Source organism: Vitiosangium sp. GDMCC 1.1324, from assembly GCF_003044305.1.
Classification (GTDB): Bacteria; Myxococcota; Myxococcia; order Myxococcales; family Myxococcaceae; genus Archangium.
The window spans coordinates 626353-648036 of the sequence record NZ_PZOX01000005.1 but is presented as its reverse complement, the minus strand read 5'-3'; the positions used below and the strand labels follow the sequence as shown (position 1 = coordinate 648036).

Here is a 21684-nt window from a genome sequence, read left to right as displayed (position 1 = left end):
CAAACGCTCCGCACTCCGGGTCAGAATGGTCGAGGCACCAAGAAGGACGAGGCGAATGGTGGATAGCCCGAACGACAGCATCTGCCCCGAGGAGGATTTCGTGCGGGAAGCCGCCTCGGGACGTTTTCCGGAGGCGGAGGTCGCGCGGCTGCTCGCGCATGCGGAGAAGTGCCCTTCGTGCAGCCGGTTGCTGGTGCGCAGTGGTGTTTCCTCCTCTTCGTCGGAGGACGTGCCCACCAACGTGGTGCCGGAGCCCGCGCCCCTGCCCCAGAGTCCTCCCGAGGAGACGCTCCCGCGCGGCGCGACGGTGGGGCGCTACATGGTGCTGGAGAAGCTGGGCTCGGGTGGCATGGGCGTGGTGTACGCCGCGTATGACCCGGAGCTGGACCGCAAGCTCGCCCTCAAGCTGCTCCATCCGGGGTCCGACCAGGTGGAGAAGAGCGGTGGACAGGCCCGCCTGCTGCGCGAGGCGCAGGCGATGGCGCGCCTGTCCCATCCCCACGTCATCTCCATCTACGACGTGGGAACGTGGCGGGAGCGCGTCTTCATCGCCATGGAGCTGGTGGAGGGGCCCTCGCTGCGCGACTGGCTCAAGCAGGGGGCGCGTCCCTGGCGCGAAGTGGTGGAGGTGTTCGTCGCCGCCGGGAGGGGGCTCGCGGCCGCGCACGCGGCGGGCCTGGTGCACCGCGACTTCAAGCCGGACAACGTGCTGCTGGGCAAGGACGGGCGGGTGCGCGTGCTCGACTTCGGTCTGGCCCGGCAGGCATCGGTCTCCGCCCCTGCCTCCGCGAAGCCTCCGCCTCCCGTTCCCGAGGACCCCGCTCCCGAGGCCCTGCTCCCGCTGCCCGAGCGGGGCAGCTCCCCCTTGGATACACCCCTCACGCGGGTGGGCCTGGTCATCGGCACGCCGGCCTACATGGCGCCGGAGTCGTACGGTGGCGTCTTCGACGCGCGGGCAGACCAGTTCAGCTACTGCGTGGCCCTCTACGAGGCGCTCTACGGGGATCGGCCCTATGGCCGGACTCCGGGTCCGCCCTCCACGTGGCGCACCCCGGAGCCTCCCCGGGACGCCCGGGTGCCCGCCAGCGTGCGGCGCATCGTGCTGCGCGGGCTCGATCAGAAGCCCGAGCAGCGCTTCCCCTCCATGGAGGCGCTGCTCGAGGCGCTCGGACAGACCCTGCCGATGCGCCAGCGCCAATGGTTGATGGCCGCCGCGTGCATCCTGTTGCTCTCCCTGGGCGTGGGGTTGCCCCTCCAGCTCCGCGCTCCGCCCGAGCAGCCCTGCCGGGGCGGTGCCCGTCGCCTGGAGGGACTGTGGGACACCGCTCGGGGAGGGGTGCTGGGCCAGGCTTTCCTCGCCACCGGCAAGCCGAACGCGGGCGAGTCCTGGACGCGCACGGCGCAGGTGCTGGACACCTACGCCCAGGAGTGGGTGGCCATGCACGCCGAGGCCTGTGAGGCCACGCGCGTCCGGGGCGAGCAGTCCGACGAGGTGCTCTCGCTGCGCATGGCGTGTCTGGAGCGGCGGCTGCAGTCGTTCAAGGCGCTCACCGACGTCTACGCCCACGCCAACGCGGCGCTGGTGGACCAGGCGGCGAAGGCCGCCCACTCGCTGCCGCCCTTGAGTGGCTGCGCCAACGTGGAGGCGCTGCGGGCCACCGTCCGCCCGCCAGAGGACGCGGCGACCCGCGAGAAGGTGGAGCAGCTGCGGGTCCGGTTCGCCGAGGCCCGGGCCCTCTTCGACAGCGGCCAGTTCAAGCCCGCCCTGGAGCGCGTCAAGGTGCTCGCCGGAGAGGCCGAGGCCTTGCACTACCGTCCGTTGCAGGCGGAGGTGCTCGAGCTGCGCGGGGCCCTGGAGGAGAAGGCCGGGGACTTCGCGGCATCCGAGGCCACGCTCCGGCAGGCGGTGTGGGCTGCGGAGGCGGGCCGGGACGATGAGGTGATCGCCTCGGCGTCGGCCCGGCTGGTGCGCTCGGGGATGCTCCAGGCGCGCTTCGCGCAGAGCCGCGAGTGGGCCGAGCACGCCCGCGCGGTGCTGGAGCGGATGGGAGGGGATGATCGCATCGAGGCCTTCGTCACCAACGCGCTGGGCGCCATCCTCATGCGCGAGGACAAGACGGAGGAGGCGATGGAGTACTTCCGCCGGGTGGTGGCGCTGCGGCGCAAGGTCTATCCGCCCGACCATCCAGAGGTGGCGGCGATCCTCAACAACCTGGGGGCCTCGCTCGTCAAGGCGGGGCGGTTGGACGAGGCGCGCAAGGAGTTGGAGCAGGCGCAGGTCATCTACGAGAAGGCGCTGGGCCCCAACCACCCGGAGACGGCCAACGCGTTGCACAACCTGGCGATGCTGGCGCAGAAGACCGGGGATGACGAGGCGGCCGTGGGCTACTTCCAGCGGGCCCTGGCGGCGCGGGAGGCGGGATTGGGTCCGGAGCATCCGGAGGTGGCCTCGACGCTGGACTCCCTGAGCTCCAGCTACTGCGACCTGCGCCAGTACGAGAAGTGTCTCCCCGTGGCCGAGCGGGGGCTGGCCATCCGCGAGAAGGCCTTCGGGCCCGAGCACACGGATGTGGTGAACAGTCTGGTGAGCGTGGGGCTGGCGCTGAAGGGCCTGGGCAGGAAGGACGAGGCCCTTCAGCGCTTCCGGCGGGCGTTGCGGATCGCCGAGTCCGCGCCGGAGCACAATCCGGATGACCCCTTCTACCCCCTGCTCAACAGCGCCGAGGTGCTGCGGGAGATGGGCCGGCGTGCCGAGTCGCTGGCCGACTACCAGCGTGCGCTCGCCCTGGTGGGGAAGGAGGCGCAGGGGAACTCCCACGAGATGGCGCTCGTGGAGGAGGGCCTGGGCGACTGGTACCTGGAGGGCGGCCAACACCGGCAGGCGCTGCAGCACTACCAGCGGGCCCTGGCCGCGCGGGAGAAGCAGGCCCCGTCACCGCAGCATCCCAACCTGTTCGGGCCGTTGGCGGGGATTGGCAGCTGCCAGGTGGCACTCAACGCTCCGGCCCAGGCGATCGCGCCGCTGGAGCGGGCGCTGGCGCTGAGCGGCTCTCCCCTCGTCGCCCCGGAGAAGGCGGCGGACGTCCGGTTCCTCCTGGCGCGGGCCCTCTGGGAAGGGGGAGCGGAGGACAAGCGGGCACACGCCCGGGAGCTTGCCTCCCAGGCGCAGGGCGAGCTCCTCACGGCGCGCAAGGAACAGGAGTCCTCGCGTGTCGCGGCCTGGCTGGCGTCCCATGGCGGCCGCTAGGGGGGTTGCCCCCTGGCCGGCCCTCGTACTGGCGGGAAGGATTGACAGGGCATCCGTTAAAACGGATATTGCGTCCGTCCGCTACGGCGGACATGGTTCCGCTATCGGAGAAACCATCCCGTCATGAGCCAGGCTGCCGAAGTGATCAACCTCGATGAGTTCCGGAAGCGGCGTGAGTCCAGGCCTTCGTCGACTCGGTCGCCCGCCCCCATGAGCCTCTGGACGCCAGTGTGGGTGTGGGTCATGGTCTGGCCCACGTGAAATCGGTTCGGGAAAATACGCCTCCCTCGCCGGAGGAGACTGAGACGCCCCCCCCTCCCGCCAAGGGCCGGGGAAAGAAGCGCGAGCAGGACACCGGGAAGGAGGCCGTCTCTCCGCCCGAGGCTCCTTCCGCCGAGGAGGAGTGGGCCTACGAGGTGGCGCATGCGGACGCGTCGACGGACCTGGCGCCCATCGTCGGCCGCAACCTGCGCCGCCTGCGCACCCAGCGGGGCCTGTCCCTGGAGCGGCTCTCCAAGGCGTCCGGGGTGAGCCGGGCCATGTTGGGGCAGATCGAGCTGGGGCAGAGCGCGCCCACCATCAACGTCATCTGGAAGATCGCCCGGGCGCTGGGCATCCCGTTCTCGGCGCTGATCAGCACCACGGCGCAGAGCGGCACCCGGTTGATGCGCTCCAACCAGTCGAAGCGGCTCGCGTCGCATGACGGGAGCTTCGTCTCGCGCGCGCTCTTCCCCTTCGACGAGCCTCGGCGCGTGGAGTTCTACGAACTGCACCTGGCCGCGCACGCGGTGGAGCGGGCGGATGCGCACCCGCCGGGGACGATCGAGAACCTGGTGGTGACGGCGGGGACGGTGGAGATCGATCGCGGGGACGAGCACCACGTGCTGCACGCGGGAGACGCCATCCTGTTCGAGGCGGACGTGGCGCACGTGTACCGCAACACGGGCAACGTGGACGCGGTGATGTACCTGGTGATGACGTACGCGGAGACGGTCGGCTAGGCGCTCGGCGCGCGTTGATGGAAACACGAAGAGCCGGCGGGCCCTCGGGGCGCCACGCCGGCTCTTGCGTTTCTGGCCCTCGGGGGCTCGGGACTACTTGGCGGTACACATCATCATGGGCATGCCGTTGCACATCATCATCACCGGCATTCCCATGGCCATCATGGAGTTCATCGCGTCACAGCAGTCCTTCATCATCTCCATCTGGCCCTGATCCATGGGCATCATCCGGCACATCATGCCGTCCTTGCCCATCTCACAGGTCATCCGGGTCATCATCGGCATGCGCATCATCATGGGCATCATCATGGGCATGCCGCCCATCATCGGGTTCATGCCCATCATCGGCATGGGCATGCCGCCCATCATCGGGTTCATGCCCATCATCGGCATGGGCATGCCGCCCATCATGGGCATGGGCATGGGCATGCCGCCCATCATCGGGTTCATGCCCATCATCGGCATCTGATTCATGCCCATCATCGGGTTCATACCCATCATGGGCATGCCGCCCATCATCGGGTTCATTCCGGGCTGCATCGGCATGCTCATCTGAGAGGCAGGGGTCATGGTTCGTCCTCGCGTGACTGCGACTGGGGGTGTGGCTTCGGGTGCGGGAAGCTAGAGAGCGGAAGGTGTCCGGGCAATGCGCTGGTGCCTTTTCCTCCAGTGAAACGGATGCGCCGCTTCGGCGGGCGGAGGAGCCGTGTCCGGCAGCGAGCAGAGCCCGGAGTAGATGTGCACTGGAGGTCAGGTGCCCGCCCCCCGGGAAGGACTCCCCCTGTTTGCGCTAGAACCTCTTCCATGAGCGCAGATCCGCGAGAGGAAGGACCGGGCTCCTTTCCACCCACGCGCTGGACCCTCATCCGCTCGGCGCGGGTATCGCCGGAGGCCCGCCGCGCGGCACTCGAGTCGTTGCTGAGCACCTACTGGCGCCCTCTCTACGTCTTCATGCGCCGCCAGGGGCTGGACGCGGAGCCCGCGCGCGACGCCGTGCAGGATTTGCTGGTGCGGCTGTTGGAGCACGACTTCCTCGAGCGGCTGAGCCCCGAGAAGGGCCGGTTGCGGGGCTACCTGCTGACGGCCGCGCGCAACCACCTCGCCCACCGTTACGAGCGGGAGAGTGCCGCGCGGCGCGGAGGGGGCGTGGTGGCCCTGCCGTTGGACTTCGAGCTGGCGGAGCGGATTGCCTCCGAGGATGCCCAGGGCCCGGACGAGGCCTTCGAGCGGGAATGGGCCTCGAGCGTCATGGAGCGCGCCCTGGAGCGGCTGAAGGCCGAGTACGACAGTGGAGCGCGCAAGGGCCCCTTCGACCTGGTGCTCCAGTTCTTCCGCCCGGGTGAGCCGCCGAGCTACCGGGAGGCGGCGGAGGCACACGGCATGTCCCTGCCGCAGCTCAAGACGTTCCTGCACCGGGCGCGGGTGCGCTACCGCGAGCTGGTGCGCGAGGAAGTGGCGGACACGGTGGGAGGGCCGGAGGAGGCGGAGGCCGAGCTCGCCGAGCTGCTCCGGGTGCTGAAGCGATGAGTGCCCGCTGCTCGCGCTGCGGAACGCCCGTGGATGGCCAGCGCCTGGCGGTATGTCCCGGCTGCCTCCTGGGAGAGGACATGGAGGATCCGGGGCGCATCGGCTCGCTGGAGCTGGAGGAGGAGATCGGCCGGGGAGGCATGGGCCGTGTCTTCCGGGCGCGCCATGTGCGGTTGGATCGGCCGGTGGCGGTGAAGTTCCTCGCGGGGGAGGCCGCCTCGAGCGCCGAGGCGCAGGCCCGCTTCGCGCGGGAGGCGAGGGCCCTGGCACTGTTGGATCATCCGAACATCGTCCGGGTGCACGACTTTGGTGACGAGGAGGGCGAGCGCTTCCTGGTGATGGAGCTGGTGGAGGGCCGCTCCCTGGCACAGGTACTGCCGTTGCCTCCGGCGGAGGCCGTGCGCGTGGCGCTCCAGGTGTGCGACGCGCTGGCCTACGCGCATGCGCGAGGCGTGGTGCATCGGGACATCAAGCCGGCCAACATCCTGATGGACGGAGAGGGCCGGGTGAAGGTGACGGACTTCGGGATTGCCCGCATCGTCCGGCAGGAGGGGCCGAGAGACACGCTCACCGCCGCGCACGCGGTGGTGGGGACGCCTGAGTACATGGCTCCCGAGGCCCTCGCCGGAGCGCCGCCGGACCCGCGCATGGACGTGTACGCGGTGGGGGTGCTGCTGCACGAGATGGTGACGGGCCGGCCACCGGTGGCGGGGGCGCCCGCGTTGACGGGGGCGCTCGGGACGATGGTGCGCAGGGCGGTGGCGCTCGAACCGTCACGGCGCTACGCGAGCGCGCAGGCACTGGGCCTGGACCTGCGGCGGCTCGCGGACGGAGCGGCGGAGGCGGCCCTGCCTCCGGACGAGGCCATCTGGCTGAGGGCGGTGGCGGTGTTGCAGGCGGTGGCGTGCGCACTGGTGCTGTGGGCGCTCGTCGTGTCGGTGACGCCGCGGGTGCTGGCCCCGCACGAGTTGGATCCCCTCACCATGCAGCCCGCGGCGAGACTGGCGGATGGCCGGTGGGTGACACGGGCGCGCTTCGAGACGGGCCCCATCCTCGGCGCGGTGGCGGGGCTCGCGGTGGCGTTGGCGGCGTATGGCTTGTTGCGCAGACACTGGCGCCACGAGGGACTGGATGCGCCCGCGCCGGAGGTGCCGCTGCACGAGGGCCGGTCCTTCCTGGGGGTGACGATTGCCTGCTCGGGCCTGTTCGCCCTGCGAGGCGTGCTGGAGTGGGGCGCGGGCATCTCGATGCCTCCCTTCATGCCGCTGGTGGGAGGGCTGCTGGAGCTGTCGGCGCTCTACCTTCTGTGCGTCTCGACCCTGGAGGCGTGGCGGCGCCAGCGTCCACTCTCCCGCGAGCCGGTGGTGTGGGCCGGACTCGTTCTGATGCTGACGCCGCCGGTGCTTGAGTTCGGCCTCTACCTGTGGCGCTGGCAACCCTGAAGGGAATCCTCGATGACGCGCAGGGCGTGCTGGCGGGCCGTGGCGGTGGGGCTCGCGATGCTGATGGTGCAGGGGTGCGCCACGACACAGCACGAGAACGGGAGAGGATTCGCCCTGCCGGCCAGTGCGTCGTTTCCAAGCGAGGCCACCCTCGTCTCCGCGAACCCGAGCGCCTCGCCATCCGCTGACGAATGGGTTGAGGAAGCCGGGGCTCGGAGGGCCGAGGTCGAGTGGGCGCTGGGGCAGATGTGGGCAGTGGCCAGCGGAGAGGGGCAGGTGGGCTCGGTACTGGAGTTCACCTTCTGGGCCGAGCGTGGGGCCCTCACGCTGCTGTCCGTCCGTCGGAGGGCGGTTGGAGGAGAGGTGGGCCAGCCGACGAAGGCGGAGGCGTTCACGGGCGGGCTGCGAGAGTTGCTCTTCACGCTCGCCGAGACTCGTACAGGTGCCCTCGGCTTCACATTGCACCGGGAGCAGAGCCGCTGGCGGGTGGATTATGAGGCGCTCCCCATGGATGCGCCCCCGGAGACGAGAAAGCTGCCGGCGCGGCGCACGGGCTATTCGTCCAGGGCGCTCTCCGCCGTGCAGGCCATGGCGAAGCAGGTGGTGCGCCTGCTCCAGGTGCCCGCGGGTGCTTCGGCGCGCATGAGGGTGGAGCTCTCGCTGGAGGACGACCGGCTCACGGGCTGGGAGATGGGGCCCTACCACGCCGCTGGAGGTGGCACGGTGCGCCCAGCGGACGCTCGGGTGGCCGAGGCACTCACCCTGACCCTGTTGCCCTTCATGCGCGGACTGGGCCCACGCACTGTGCGGCTGGAACTGTCCGGGATGCACGGAGGGACGAGCACCACCTCCCACTGGAGGGTGGAGCGGGCGGAGACGCTCCGGCCGGAGCCGGTGGACGAAGCAGTGGAGGACGTGCTGCGCGAGTACCGCCTGCTGCACGCACAAATCTTCCACCACTACCGTGAGGAGATGGTGGACTCGGTGAAGCTGGCGGGCGCCTTCACCTTGGAGCAGGTGGCCCTATGCGTTATCGGGGGACTGGTGGGCAAGGGCCTGCACGTCGCCTTCGAAGCGGTGGCGCCCTCGGTGATGCGGGTGGCAACCCGGGGAGGCGCCGCGGGGATGCGCTGGTTGCGCACACAACTCGTCCGGGCGGGGCGCGCGGATCAGGAACTGTTGCGGCGGCTCTTCGTGAAGGTGGAGACGGAGGGCTTCGAATGCCTCTCCGCCGCCGAGCGCAACGAACTCACCCAACTCCTGCGGCGCATGGAGCAGTCGCTCACCGTCAAATTGGACCGTGATGCCAAGAACGCGCTTCGTGCCAAGGCTAAAGCTGATTTCTACGGGGCCTTCCATCCCGAGCTGGAGAGGGTATTGAGGGACGTTGAGGGAAAACAATACGACGTCCATCACCTTGTCCCCCTGGAGTATGCCCACCTGTTTCCGCAGTTGGACATCAACGCTGCCGCCAACCTCAAGGCCTTAGGCAAGCCCGTTCATGGGAGTATCAACAAGATATGGAATGCCTTCCGCAAGGAAGCGGGTGACACGGCCAGTCCCGAACAGGTTCGACAGATGGTGGACATCACCCAGCGACATTTCGGGCGTTGGTTCAACAAACTCTACGAGCCGAGCCAGTCAGACGCTCTGCTCGAAAGGGTCACGGCGGCGGCGCTGGAGGATGTCAGTGCCCTGGTTGTAAGGTGAGAGGGAAGAGACACATGATGAAAGAAATCTCATTGCCTGGACTCGAGCGGCTGCTGGCGGCCTGCGGGAAGTACCCCGTCCGAGCCGAGATTCGAAAACCCTGGGAAGGTGCACCAACCGCGGGCGCGCTACTCCTGGGCCGACCCTTTGACCCGATGCTGGCCGCCTTCTATTCACGACTGGGTGGGCTCCTGCTCGACCTCAACCTCTATGTCAATGCTTGTGATGAACAGGTGAATGGCATCCTCATGGCGAACGAGGAGGTTCAGCCCTACTGGCCCGAGCCCTTCCGGTCGCTTCTCGTCTTCGGGGGCGAAGAGGCGTCAGCCTATTGCTACGCCACGGTTCCGAGCCTGGCGGATGCACAGGGCTTCCAACCGGTCGTCGAGGTCGACCCCTACGAAGACATCTACGCACTCCCCGTTGCCTCCAATGTGGACCGCTTCTTCGACACCTACGCCCGCTATCTGGAGTTCATCTACGAGATGCCCGATTTCTCTGAGGATCGCGGTACATGGCCCACCTTTCCCTGGGGGGTGCCGGAGATCATCGCCGCTGACCGGGCGCTGATGGGCATGATCGTGGAAGGTCGTTTCGACTTCCTGATGTTCCAGGAGGGCGTCGCGGCTCGGAGGGTCAACGAGGAAATCCGGGAGTGGATCGCGAAGCTCCGGGCCGCGAGCACGTAACGGATACTCTGCCCAACTCTCCCGCGAGCCGGTGATATAGGTCAGGCTCGCCCTGATGCTGACACCCCGGTGCTCGAGTTCGGCCTCTACCTGTGGCGCTGGCAGCCCTGAAGGGAATCCTCGATGACGCGCAGGGCGTGCTGGCGGGCCGTGGCGGTGGGGCTCGCGATGCTGATGGTGCAGGGGTGCGCCACGACACAGCACGAGAACGGGAGAGGATTCGCCCTGCCGGCCAGTGCGTCGTTTCCAAGCGAGGCCACCCTCGTCTCCGCGAACCCGAGCGCCTCGCCATCCGCTGACGAATGGGTTGAGGAAGCCGGGGCTCGGAGGGCCGAGGTCGAGTGGGCGCTGGGGCAGATGTGGGCAGTGGCCAGCGGAGAGGGGCAGGTGGGCTCGGTACTGGAGTTCACCTTCTGGGCCGAGCGTGGGGCCCTCACGCTGCTGTCCGTCCGTCGGAGGGCGGTTGGAGGAGAGGCGGGCCAGCCGACGAAGGCGGAGGCGTTCACGGGCGGGCTGCGAGAGTTGCTCTTCACGCTCGCCGAGACTCGTACAGGTGCCCTCGGCTTCACATTGCACCGGGAGCAGAGCCGCTGGCGGGTGGATTATGAGGCACTCCCCATGGATGCGCCCCCGGAGGCGAGAAAGCTGCCAGCGCGGCGCACGGGCTATTCGTCCAGGGCGCTCTCCGCCGTGCAGGCCATGGCGAAGCAGGTGGTGCGCCTGCTCCAGGTGCCCGCGGGTGCTTCGGCGCGCATGAGGGTGGAGCTCTCGCTGGAGGACGACCGGCTCACGGGCTGGGAGATGGGGCCCTACCACGCCGCTGGAGGTGGCACGGTGCGCCCAGCGGACGCTCGGGTGGCCGAGGCACTCACCCTGACCCTGTTGCCCTTCATGCGCGGACTGGGCCCACGCACTGTGCGGCTGGAACTGTCCGGGATGCACGGAGGGACGAGCGCCACCTCCCACTGGAGGGTGGAGCGGGCGGAGACGCTCCGGCCGGAGCCGGTGGATGAAGCGGGAGAGGACGTGCTGCGCGAGTACCGCCTGCTGCACGCACAAATCTTCCACCACTACCGTGAGGAGATGGTGGACTCGGTGAAGCTGGCGGGCGCCTTCACCTTGGAGCAGGTGGCCCTATGCGTTATCGGGGGACTGGTGGGCAAGGGCCTGCACGTCGCCTTCGAAGCGGTGGCGCCCTCGGTGATGCGGGTGGCGACCCGGGGAGGCGCCGCGGGGATGCGCTGGTTGCGCACGCAACTCGTTCGGGCGGGGCGCGCGGACCAGGAACTGTTGCGGCGGCTCTTCGTGAAGGTGGAGACGGAGGGCTTCGAATGCCTCTCCGCCGCCGAGCGCAACGAACTCACCCAACTCCTGCGGCGCATGGAGCAGTCGCTCACCGTCAAATTGGACAAGAAGGCCAAGGATGCGCTCAGGGCCAAGGCTCAAGACGATTTCTATGGGGTCTTCTATCCTGAACTGAATGGAGTGCTTCGAGGCGCCTGGGGACGATACGACGTCCACCACCTCATTCCCCTGGAGTATGCCCACCTCTTCCCCGAGTTGGACATCAACGCTGCTGCCAACCTCAAGGCACTGGGAAAGCCCGTTCATGAGGGTATCAACAGAGTGTGGAATGCCTTTCGTATGGAGGCTGGCGACAAGGCCAGTCCCGAGCAGGTTCAGCAGATAGCGGCCGTCACCCGGCGGCACTTCGAGCGTTGGTTCAACAAGGTCTACGAGCCGAGCCAGTCAGACGCTCTGCTCGAAAGGGCTACAGCGGCGGCGCTGGCTGATGTCCGTGCCCTGGTCGCGAGGTGAGACGAAAGAGGCGCATGATGAACGAAATGTCATTGCCTGGACTCGAGAGGCTGCTGGCAGCCTGCGGGAAGTACCCCATCCGAGCCGAGATTCGAAAACCCTGGGAAGGTGCACCAACCGCGGGCACGCGACTCCTGGGCCGACCCTTCGACCCGATGCTGGCGACCTTCTATTCGCGACTGGGCGGGCTTTATCTCGACTTCGATCTTCTTGTGGAACCCTGTGATGAGCAGGTGAATGGAATCCTCATGGCGAACGAGGAGATTCAGCCCTACTGGCCCGAGCCCTTCCGATCCCTTCTCATCTTTGGATGCCGGGATGCCTCGTCCTATTGCTACGCCACGGTGCCGAGCCTGGCCGATGCACAGGGCCTCCAACCGGTCGTCAAGGTCGACCCCTACGAAGACATCTACGCACTCCCCATTGCCTCCAATGTGGACCGATTCTTCGACACCTACGCCCGCTATCTGGAGTTCATCTACGAGATGCCCGATTTCAGTGAGGATCGCGGTACATGGCCCGTCTTTCCCTGGGAGGTGCCGGAGATCATCGCCGCCGACCGGGCGCTGATGGGCATGATCGTGGAAGGTCGTTTCGACTTCCTGATGTTCCAGGAGGGAGTCGCGGCTCGGAGGACCAATGAGGAAATCCGGGAGTGGATCGCGAAGCTCCGAGCCGCGAGCATGTGACCGATACCCTGCCTACATCCGGGCCGTGTGAATGAGCGGGCACCCCGCAACCGCGAAAATTCCTTCCGGTACTCCCTGATGAAAGGGGAGGGCGGCGCCAACCCAGGAGGGGCACTGGAGCCCCGGGCGGCCGCGCTCTCCGAGGGAGACGAGTCATGGAACCCAACGCGCTGGTGACCCCCGTGTCGAGCCAGTTCATGGTGGCTGCCTACCTGCTCTACCTGCTCGTGAGCATCACGCTGACGATCTGGGTGGCGAAGACGCTGCAACGCAACGGCTCGCACTTCCTGCACGATGCCTTCCTGGGCAAGGAGCGGCTGGCGGATTCGGTGAACCACCTGCTGGTGGTGGGCTTCTACCTGATGAACATCGGGTACGTTGCCCTGTCGCTCAAGGAGTACCAGACCATCTGGACGGTGCAGGAGGTCATCGAGCTGGTCTGCGGCAAGGTGGGCAAGGTGATGGTCGTGCTGGGGGCGATGCACTTCTTCAACCTGTACGTCTTCAATCGCATCCGCCGCTCGGGCCAGATGCGCCAGCAGCCGCCGCCCGTGCTGCCGCGCGAGTTCACCCGGGTTTCTCCGCAGCCGGCTCCTGTGGCCGAGGGGGTGTGAGGCGAGCCATGCGTGCCCTCTGCGTGCTGTATGACGAGACGTGTGGCTTCTGTGTGGGCTGTGCCCGGTGGCTGGGGGTGCAGCGCACGCTGGTGGGGCTCGAGTGCCTCCCGGCTGGGAGCGAGGAGGCGGCGAGACGTTTTCCCGGGCTGCGCCGCTCGGCGGGCCCGGAGGAGCTCGTGGTGGTGGACGACGAGGGTGGCGTCTACCGGGACACCCACGCGTGGCTGATGGTGCTGTGGGCGCTGGAGGACTACCGGGCGTGGGCACAGCGGTTGTCCCGGCCCTCGTTGATGCCGCTCGCGCGCAACGCCTTCGAGCTGCTCTCCAACAACCGCCGCCGGTTGTCCGACTGGCTGCACCTGGAGGACGAAGTCGTACGGAGGGACCTGGAGCAGGCCGGAGCCCCCGATGTTCCGAAGTGTGCCCCGGAAGACGGGGCCTGCCGCCTGCCTAGCATGGTGCGGTGCGCGGGGTGCGGCAGGTCCATGGTTCAGGGACGTGCCGCCTGCCCGCACTGTCTGGCGGAGGTGGTCGGCGCGCTGGAGCCGGGCTGAGGGCTCCCGCGGCTCGCGCCACTCAGCGGCACATGGGTTGTTCGGACGCGCCAGCGTTGCTGGCCAGGAGCTGGAGGAACCCATTCGGCTGGGGCTCCTGGCCGCCCTCCCAGAGCGTGGCCTCGGCCCAGCACTGCACCCAGGGGGTGCTCCAGTTCGCCGGCAGCTCGGCGCACTGGGTGCGGCGCTGGGCGCCCCGGACCCTGCCGTCCTGCTGCACCGCCGCGAACACGTGGGGCGCCAGCTCCCGGAGGAAGGCATCCGAATAGGCCCAGGGGTTCGGGACCTCCAGCGGATCCGCCTGGATTTTAGCCGGGCTGAAGCCCACATGCTCCTGGTCCTGGAAGCGCAGCTCTCCCTGTTGCGGCGCGGGAGCGGGAGCGCCCGGGGTGTTCGTCTGGAGCGTGAAGCGGAAGCCCGACGACCAGCGATGGGTCAGCACGGAGTAGGTGAACGTGTCGTGCACTTCCTCAACCATGAACTCGGGCGTGTTGGACAGGTTCGTGCGCGCCGCGCCGAGCTCTTGCGCCGCGCTGTCGTAGGCCGCGTGGAGCTCCCGGGCCTCGTCGCAGGCGGTCTTCTTATTCTTGTTGTTCTTGTCGTTGGGGTCGGTGCACCCGACGCAGCCCGCATCGTGCGTCTTCTTCTCCTTGTCGCACGCCTCGTCCCTGTAGTTCCTCATCTTGTCGGCCCTCCGGTACGAGCGCTCGGCGTGCTCGAGGCGCTCCTCGGCCGTGTGGTAGGCAGGGTTGCGCACGCGCCGCGTGCCACTGATGTAGTTCACGCTGCGCAGGTCCTCGCTGACGTTCTCCACGACACGCTGGATGATGGCGTCCACCTGGAGCTCAAGCGGCATCGGCTGGCCCGGCACCGTTCCGGCCTCCGCGCACCGCGCCCAGGGAGGCAGTCCCGAGGACAGGCGCTGGCACAGGCCGGTGAGCCCCGAGGCGACCTGGGGCGCGATCGAGCCGTCAAGGCGGGTGGCCACGGGAATGGCGCTCTGGGTGAGGAACTCCTGGTAGGTCTGCTGGCTCCACGCGAGGGTGCCCGGGTCCGGCGCGAGGCACTGCGCGGTGGACCACAGCACGGCGGCGGCCCCCGGAGTCCCCTTGTTTCGCGCGGTGGTGGCGAGCTCGGCGAAGCGCGAGGCCAGCCGGGTGGCGCGCTCGGAGAGGAGCGCCTGGTAGCTCGGCAGTCGGAACTGGTGGCCACGGGACTGCAGGCAGGCCAGTCCGGCCACCTCCGTGTTCAGCGAGCCCTCGGCCTTCCACTTGCTGGTGCAGCGCTCCGTGTGGAGCTGGCTGGCCTTCTCCAGCATCGCGGTGGCCTCGGGGTGCTGGGGGATGAGGTCCAGGGAGTCGAGCAGGGGCGGGATGCACCGGTCGAGGTCACCCGATTCGCACGGCGGGCGAGCGGCCGCGATGGCCTGGGTCGTCGCCTTCTCCGCGAAGATGGGGACGCGCGTACAGGCCACCTCGTCATCGGGAGAGGCGGCGCAGGCCGAGCGGTAGGCGCGGGCGGCGGTCATGAAGTCGCCGCGAGCGGCCGCCTCCTTGGCCTGGGAGAGGGCCTCCCGGTAGGCGGTGTTACAGCCACTCAGTATCAGGAGGGCGAGGAGCGGGGAGAGCTGCGAGGCCAGGGGATGGGAGCGCATGCGAGTAGAGGACACGGATGGAAAAGTGGGATCAGTGCCCTGGACGGAGGGGGGAGCCGTTTATTTAGCAACGGCTTCCCGGGACACCCCCGCATCCTACTGCAAGCGCCCGTGGCTACTCGAAGAGGGACAGCTCGCTGAGCCAGTAGAGCCGGAAGTCGCTGTTCGGCGAGGTGGCGCGCAGTCGCACGTGGCTCAGCGGAGCCGGGTTGCTCAGCGGCACCTCGATGAACGTGCGCACTGCGTTCGTGCCCTCGAGCAGGTTGGCCAGCCCCACCCACTGGGTGCCATCACTGCTGCCCTCGAGGACCAGCTCGCTCGGAGTCAGGGACATCCCGAGGTTGCGCAGCACGGCCTTGCGCAGCACCTTGGGCTTCGGCAACTGGATGACCACCTCGCGAACGTCCTGTTGGAAGCTCGCGCCGGAGGAGAGATTTCCATCCGTCAACGGGCAGGTGGCCGGTGCACCAGCGTAGGTGCAGCTCGCGCCACGACTGGCCGGCACGCGCGAGCGCCGGGGCAAGGCCACGGTCTCGCCCTGGTTGTAGATCGTGAAGGACGCCTTGCTGCCCTCGACCTTGCGGTAGACGGAGACATAGGCCTCGAGGTCCGCTGCGTCCTCGAGCAGATCGTCGTTCAGCAGCACCGGCGAGTGCGCCGAGGTCACCGTCCAGACCGAGCCAGACGACTTCGTCTCCACGTGGAGGACATGCTCCCCGGTGACCCCGTCCTGGGTGGCGGAGATGTCCTTGAAGGACACGCTCGCCCCATCCGCGGCGGCCACCGCCGAGGGCGTGCCGCTCCACTGCTGGAGCGTGGGCAGCTGCACGTTCTCGCTCTGGATGAGGAACTGGGCGTACAGGTAGCTGTTGGCCCCGCCTCCCGGAACCTGCAGCTCGAAGCAGCGCGCCAGGCTTCCGCTCCGGGTGTCGTCTCCCAGCAACTCCTGGGTGAAGGAGCCATCGGCGCTCGTCTTCACGGACTTCCAGTCGATGCCGCCGAAGAAGCTGAAGATGCACTCCGAGTTGGTGCTGCGGTTGATGTGCAGGAGTGTGTTGGCCAGGGGCTGCTTGTCCTCCTTGAGCACCTTGCCGGTGAGCGTGATGGTCGCCTCCGGGTCCACCTCGCTCTTGGTACAGCCGGCACTGGCCATCGCCGCGGCGCACGCCGCCGTCATCCACCGATTCATCGCCATGATCGTCCTCCGGCTCCGGCGAGGGGCCGGAGCAAGCCTCCAGACATATTGGGGGAGACCGGGCTTTTGGGATCGGCGCGGCGCGGCCGATTCCGGTGCTCCGAGTCACGGAAAGGGTCTCCTGGCCGTCAGTTCATTTGTCTGGTCTGTCGTGAATTGCCGAGAGTTTGACGCACCCGCTGTCCGCTACCGCCCAGCGGTCCGAAGTGGGGTCCGGGGTGGCTTGCCGCGCTGCGGCATCCATCTCACCTTGCCGGGACACCCCGGAGGTCCGTCATGCAGCCCTACCGTCGTTTCCACCCTCGATACCGTGAGCGGCTGGCGCTCGCGGATGGGACGTGGGCCGAGCTGCGGATGGTGCGGCCCGAGGACGCCCCGCTGCTGCGGGACGGCTTCGAGCGGCTCTCCCCGCGCTCGCGTTTCCAGCGTTTCCTGTCCGCCAAGCCCCGCCTGTCCGCGGACGAGCTGCTCTACCTCACGAGCGCGGATGGGGAACGGCACGTGGCGCTCGGGGCGGTGGCGAGGAGCCCGGCCGGGAAGGAAGTGGGGCTGGGGGTTGCCCGGTTCTTCCGGCTGGAGCAGACCCCCGAGGTCGCCGAGGTCGCCATCACCGTGGTGGACGACGCCCAGGGAAAGGGGCTCGGCCGCATCTTGATGGACCGGCTGGTGGAGGCGGCGAGCGAGCGCGGCGTGGAGTGCTTCGAGTTCCGGGTGCTGGCCGGCAACCTGGCCATGTACAAGCTCGTCCAGACGCTCGCCCCCTGTGAGCCCGAGCAGGACGAGGACGCGCTGTGTTTCCGTGTGCCGCTGTCCGCGCCCACTCGGGGCGGGTACGAGCTGATGCGCGCGTTGCTGGCGCTCGCGGCGCAGGGGGCGCTCACGCTCATCGGGCCCACGTGCCGGAGGCGCGTGCTGCCGCGCACGTCTCCACCGGAGTCCTACCCGGAGGAGGCCCGCTCCCCTTGAGACGGGATGGCCTCCGCGGCCGGCGAGACTGCTGCGTGCGCACTCCATGCGGTAGGCTCTGGCGCGCCTCCCTTCATGTCCTGGCTCGCCTTCATTCTCCTCCTCATGGTCGTCGTACTGCTGCGGCAGCCGGCCATCTCCGCGCTCTTCGCGCTGGCGGAGGAGTGTAGCTTCCACTGGGGGACCTATCGCGGCACCCTCCGCATCACCCGCGCCATCGAGCTGTTGCGCCCCGACAGGCTCATGAGGCGGTCGCTGCTCCAGCTCCGGGTTCATGCCCACGAGGCGCTCGGAGACACCGCGCGAGCCGTCGAGATGGCATGGCTCCTCGCGGACGAGGCCCGGGCCGCGGGGGATTGGGGGCTCGCCAATACCGCCATCAACACCTTCATCAACGCGGGCCTCTACCGCGAGGCGCTCGACGTGGAGCGGCGTTGGGAGCACCCGGAGGAGGACCTCGCGGTGGAGCTGGGGCCCGATGAGCAGCGGGACTTGGTGCAGCTCAATCTCTGCGAGGCGCTCTACAACCTCGGCGACTGGACGGCCGCCAGCGAGCGGCTCCGGGCCGTCGAGGAAACGGAAGCGGACGAGCCACTCCTGCGGCATGCGATCCTCCTGCAACGGGGGTGGATCCTGGCGCACACCGGGCGCGGCGCCGAGGCACTCGCGGCCATGGACCAGTTGGATCGCCGGGACCTGCCCCGCGTGTATTGGAGCGAGGTGGCCTTCACCCGTGCCGCGGTGCTGCGGGTACTCCAGCGGTACGACGAGGCCGAGAAGTCGGCCCGCGAGGGGTTGTCACTCGCGCGCCGGGCCGCGAGCACCCGGAACGGGTTGTTCATGCTCGGGCAGATCGCCCTGGCGGCGGGGCGGCTGGAGGAGGCCGCGCGTCACTTCGAGGCCGGGGCTTCGCATCCGTACAAGGGGCAGGGGGGTGGTGCGTTGCTCGCATGGGGCGATTGTCTCGAGCGGCTCGGGCAGGGGGCTCGAGCCCAGGAGGCCTGGAGGCTCGCGCTCGAGCGCGACCCGCAGAGCGCCGCGGCGAAGAAGGCGGCCTCACGGCTCGGGCGCACCGACGGCCAGGGAGAAGGCTCCACGGGCGGCTGAGTCCCGGAGATGCGAAGGGCTGGCCCGGTGGTTCCCCGGAAGGGGCGCGAGCGCTCAGCGGCGGCCGGAGATGCCGAACCGGCGCATCATCGCGCGCACGGTGGCGCCCGGATCGGCGGAGCGGCCCCGGCCCACCTCGCCCAGCAGCGCCGCAGAGCGCGAGGCATTGCCCCCGGTTCGTTCCAGGGCGAGCGTCAGGGCCAGCCGCTCCAGGGCTTCCACCTCCGCGCGCAGGTTGAAGCTCCCCGCGTCCATGGCTCGCCCCATGGCTGCCGCGTCACGGCCGCCGCTCGCCGCGTGCTCCACGCCCCGGCGCAGCACTCGCTTCGGCAGGTCCGAGGGGAGGATCTCCTCACCCACCCGCTTGTAGACGAGCACCTCGAAGATGACGTTGCGCAACTCGCGGATGTTGCCCGGCCACGGATAGGCCTCGAGCGCGGCGAGCGCCTCGGGGGTCACGTGCACCGGCCCTCGTGGCGCGGAGGGCTCCTCGCGCTGGAAGCGGGTGATGAAGTGCTCGAGCAGCACGGGCAGGTCCTCCAACCGCTCGCGTAGCGGAGGGAGCTGGATGCTGACGATGGCCAGGCGCTCGTAGAGGTCCGCGCCGAAGACGCCCCGGGCGATGAGCTCGCGCAGATCCCTGTTGGTGGCGGCGACGATGCGGAAGTCCACCTGCTTCGGCTCGGACTCGCCCAGGCGCGTCACCACCCGGTCCTCCAGCACGCGCAGCAGCTTCATCTGCAGGGACAGGGGCGTGTCGTCGATCTCATCGAGGAACACGGTGCCGCCCTCGGCCGCCATGAGCTGCCCGTCGAAGCCTCGCGTGGCGCCGGAGAAGGCACCCTTGGCGTAGCCGAACAGCTCTCCCTCCATCAGCTCGTTGGGGATGGCGGCGCAGTTGATGGGGACGAAGCGTCCGGCGCGGCGCTCGCCGAGGGTGTGTAGCAGCCGCGCCGTCACCTCTTTGCCGGAGCCTGTCTCTCCAGTGATGAGCACGGGCTGGGAGGTGCGGGCGGCGCGGGCGATTTGATGAAGCGTGGCGCGGGCCGCGGCGCTGCGGGCCACGAAGGTGGGCGCGGACTCGGGAGCCGGCTCGGGGGTGGCCAGCTCCGCGAGCCGGGCCAGCAGCCGGCGGGGTCCGTCCTCGGCGCCGAGCCACACCGAGTCATAGGCTCCGGCCAGGGCCGCCTCGGTGGTGAGCAGGGAGGGGATGCGCGTGCGGCAGGCCCAGACCCATGGCAGGCCCGTGGCGGAAGGCGAGGGCACCCGGGCCGAGGCGGTGCACACCACGGAGAGCCCGGCGGCACCTTTCGTGACGAGCTGGTGGCCCTCGGCGGCGAGCTGTGCGGACAGCGAGGGCGGAGGGGCAGCGCCCTCCCAGAGGATGGTGGCCATGGCGTCATTGGAACACCGGCCGAACCGAAATCCAATTCGGTCCAGACGCTGGAGCGCGAGCGCGGCCCGAGGAAATCCAAGGGGTTGGCTTTGGCAGGGCGGATGCACTTCCGGTGGGCAACACCCGAAAGGAAACGTCCCCCCATGTTCGACTTCATCCCGACCCATCCCCTGTTCGTCGGCGCGGCGTTGCTGCTGCTGTCCGGCGTGACGTTCTGGGTCATCTTCATGCTTGGCACCTGGGTCATCCGCGAGGGCGAGTCCGGGCTCGTCATCCGGCGCTTCGGGCGGCCGCTGCCTCCGGGGCGGCTCATCGCCCGCTCGGGCGAGGCCGGCTACCAGGCGCGGATGCTGCCTCCGGGTTGGCACTACGGCCTGTGGCGCTGGCAGTACAAGGTGGAGCGAGTGCCGCTCATCATCGTCCCGCAGGGAGAGGTGGCGCTCGTGGTGGCCAAGGACGGCGCGCCGCTGCCCAGCGAGCGCATCCTCGGGCGCGAGGTGGAGTGCGACAACTACCAGGACGCGGAGGCGTTCCTCTCCAACGAGGGCGAGCGCGGCCGGCAGAGCGGCTTCCTCACCGCGGGCCACTACCGCATCAACCCCGCGCTCTTCGAGGTGGTGAGGAGCGCCAACGCGGAGAAGCACGGCATGCACCCGGCCCAGCTCCGTGTCTTCCAGGTGCCGCCGGATCGCGTGGGCATCGTCACGGTGCTGGACGGCAAGCCGGTGCCTCCGGGTGACCTGGCCGGCCCCGTGGCCGCGCGCCATGACAGCTTCCAGAGCCCGCAGGCCTTCATCGACGCGGGCGGCTGCCGTGGCCTCCAGGAGGAGGTGTTGATGTCGGGCTCGTGGAACCTCAACCCGTGGTTCGTGCAGGTGGAGCTCATCTCCCTGACGGAGATTCCCATCGGCTACGTGGGCGTGGTGGTGTCCTACGTGGGCAGCGAGCACGTGGACGTGTCCGGTGACGCGTTCACGCACGGAGACCTGGTGGAGCGCGGGCACAAGGGCGTGTGGGTGGAGCCGCTGCTGCCCGGCAAGCACCCGCTCAACATGCGGGTGATGAAGGTGGAGCTGGTGCCCACCACCAACATCGTTCTCAACTGGGCCAACCGCACGGAGGCGCACCACTACGACGACAAGCTCTCCAGCATCCTGGTGCGCAGCAAGGATGGGTTCAGCTTCAGCCTGGACGTGTCGCAGATCATCCACATCGGCGTGAAGAACGCGCCGCGCGTCATCTCGCGGGTGGGCAGCATGCAGAACCTGGTGGACCACGTGCTCCAGCCCACGGTGGGCAACTACTTCCGCAACTCGGCGCAGGAGGTGACGGTGCTGGAGTTCCTCTCCGCGCGCAGCGAGCGGCAGAAGCAGGCCTTCGAGGCCATCAAGAAGGCCATCCAGGCGTATGACGTGGAGTGCATCGACACGCTCATTGGCGACATCGTGCCGCCCGCGGAGCTGATGAAGACGCAGACGGACCGGAAGATCGCCGAGGAGCTGCAGCGCACCTACGAGGTGCAGCGGTTGGCGGAGATGAAGCGGCAGGATCTGCAGCGCGAGCTGGCCATCGCCAACATCCAGGCGGAGGTGGTGCGCAGCGAGCAGCAGGTGCGCATCAGCGAGCAGAACGCTCGGGCGCAGGTGGAGTCGGCTCGTGGTGATGCGGCGTCGGTGAGGGCGAAGGCGGAGGCGGAGGCCGAGTCGGTGCGCATGGTGGGCCTGGCGAAGGCGGAGGCGGAGGCCGAGTCGGTGCGCAGGGTGGGCTCCGCCCGGGCCGAGGCCGAGTCGGAGCTGGTGCTCAAGGTGGGCTCCGCGAAGGCCGAGGCCCACCGTCAGGGCCAGGAGGCCCTGGGCCCCACGGCCTACACCGCGGTGCAGGTGGCCAGCATCCTGGGCGAGCACCACGTGAAGCTGGTGCCGGACATCGCCGTGGGCGGGGCGGGCAGCGGCGGGCTGACGGAGGCGCTGCTCGGGCGCATGCTGGTGGCCAGTTCCCAGGGGATGAACCCGTCCCTGCCCGCGCCCGAACCCAAGGCCTGAGGTCGGGCCGGCTTCGCTCCAGGGCGGGCC

At 68.9% G+C, this 21684-nt stretch carries 17 protein-coding genes; 13 read left to right on the top strand and 4 right to left on the bottom strand.

The features are described from left to right. Positions 1-55: 55 nt before the first annotated feature. The gene (locus DAT35_RS18645) at positions 56-3247 is read left to right on the top strand and encodes a serine/threonine-protein kinase (protein WP_108068363.1); all 3192 of its coding nucleotides are present in this window, start codon (positions 56-58) and stop codon (positions 3245-3247) included. A gap of 257 nt (positions 3248-3504) precedes the next feature. After that, positions 3505-4248 (top strand): helix-turn-helix domain-containing protein, encoded by a 744-nt coding sequence (locus DAT35_RS18640; protein WP_233261542.1) that lies wholly within the window; start codon positions 3505-3507, stop codon positions 4246-4248. Between the two features lie 93 nt (positions 4249-4341). Here the strand turns inward: DAT35_RS18640 and DAT35_RS18635 are convergent, their stop codons facing one another. After that, entirely contained in the window at positions 4342-4776 is a 435-nt protein-coding gene (locus DAT35_RS18635) for a hypothetical protein (RefSeq protein WP_233261541.1), read from the bottom strand. A 276-nt stretch (positions 4777-5052) separates the two neighbouring features. On the opposite strand from DAT35_RS18635, the gene DAT35_RS18630 reads away from it, so the two are divergent. The 8 genes from DAT35_RS18630 (at position 5053) to DAT35_RS18595 (ending at position 13294) form a co-directional block, all read left to right on the top strand. Next, positions 5053-5775 (top strand): RNA polymerase sigma factor, encoded by a 723-nt coding sequence (locus tag DAT35_RS18630; protein ID WP_158501771.1) that lies wholly within the window; start codon positions 5053-5055, stop codon positions 5773-5775. Next, positions 5772-7217: a serine/threonine-protein kinase gene (locus DAT35_RS18625; protein ID WP_108068359.1), complete on the top strand. Its 1446-nt coding sequence runs from the start codon at positions 5772-5774 to the stop codon at positions 7215-7217. The genes DAT35_RS18630 and DAT35_RS18625 overlap by 4 nt, the downstream gene beginning before the upstream one ends. 12 nt (positions 7218-7229) lie before the next feature. Next, entirely contained in the window at positions 7230-8927 is a 1698-nt protein-coding gene (locus DAT35_RS18620) for a hypothetical protein (protein WP_108068358.1), read from the top strand. A 14-nt stretch (positions 8928-8941) separates the two neighbouring features. Further along, the gene (locus DAT35_RS18615) at positions 8942-9616 is read left to right on the top strand and encodes a hypothetical protein (protein WP_146209769.1); all 675 of its coding nucleotides are present in this window, start codon (positions 8942-8944) and stop codon (positions 9614-9616) included. Between the two features lie 123 nt (positions 9617-9739). Then, positions 9740-11434: a hypothetical protein gene (locus DAT35_RS18610; protein ID WP_108068356.1), complete on the top strand. Its 1695-nt coding sequence runs from the start codon at positions 9740-9742 to the stop codon at positions 11432-11434. Between the two features lie 14 nt (positions 11435-11448). Next, on the top strand, positions 11449-12123 hold the full coding sequence (locus DAT35_RS18605; RefSeq protein WP_146209768.1) for a hypothetical protein: 675 nt from the start codon (positions 11449-11451) through the stop codon (positions 12121-12123). A gap of 155 nt (positions 12124-12278) precedes the next feature. Then, positions 12279-12737, top strand: coding sequence for a hypothetical protein (locus DAT35_RS18600; protein WP_108068354.1), 459 nt, complete (start codon positions 12279-12281; stop codon positions 12735-12737). 8 nt (positions 12738-12745) lie between these two features. Then, positions 12746-13294, top strand: coding sequence for a thiol-disulfide oxidoreductase DCC family protein (locus tag DAT35_RS18595; protein WP_108068353.1), 549 nt, complete (start codon positions 12746-12748; stop codon positions 13292-13294). A gap of 22 nt (positions 13295-13316) precedes the next feature. On the opposite strand, the gene DAT35_RS18590 is transcribed toward DAT35_RS18595, so the two are convergent. Next, positions 13317-14948 (bottom strand): hypothetical protein, encoded by a 1632-nt coding sequence (locus DAT35_RS18590; protein ID WP_108068352.1) that lies wholly within the window; start codon positions 14946-14948, stop codon positions 13317-13319. 115 nt (positions 14949-15063) lie between these two features. Then, on the bottom strand, positions 15064-16143 hold the full coding sequence (locus tag DAT35_RS18585) for a hypothetical protein (protein WP_108068351.1): 1080 nt from the start codon (positions 16141-16143) through the stop codon (positions 15064-15066). 276 nt (positions 16144-16419) lie between these two features. Between DAT35_RS18585 and DAT35_RS18580 the strand changes: the two genes are divergently transcribed. Beyond that, positions 16420-17109: a GNAT family N-acetyltransferase gene (locus tag DAT35_RS18580; RefSeq protein WP_108068350.1), complete on the top strand. Its 690-nt coding sequence runs from the start codon at positions 16420-16422 to the stop codon at positions 17107-17109. A gap of 75 nt (positions 17110-17184) precedes the next feature. Then, positions 17185-18216, top strand: coding sequence for a tetratricopeptide repeat protein (locus tag DAT35_RS18575; RefSeq protein ID WP_146209767.1), 1032 nt, complete (start codon positions 17185-17187; stop codon positions 18214-18216). Between the two features lie 54 nt (positions 18217-18270). Here DAT35_RS18575 and DAT35_RS18570 read toward each other — a convergent pair whose 3' ends face one another. Beyond that, a complete protein-coding gene (locus DAT35_RS18570; protein ID WP_158501770.1) occupies positions 18271-19611 on the bottom strand; it encodes a sigma-54-dependent Fis family transcriptional regulator in 1341 nt (446 codons plus the stop codon). Positions 19612-19755: 144 nt separating this feature from the next. On the opposite strand from DAT35_RS18570, the gene DAT35_RS18565 reads away from it, so the two are divergent. Next, complete coding sequence (locus DAT35_RS18565) at positions 19756-21654, top strand: SPFH domain-containing protein (protein WP_199242934.1); 1899 nt, start codon at positions 19756-19758, stop codon at positions 21652-21654. The last annotated feature ends 30 nt before the right edge of the window (positions 21655-21684 follow it).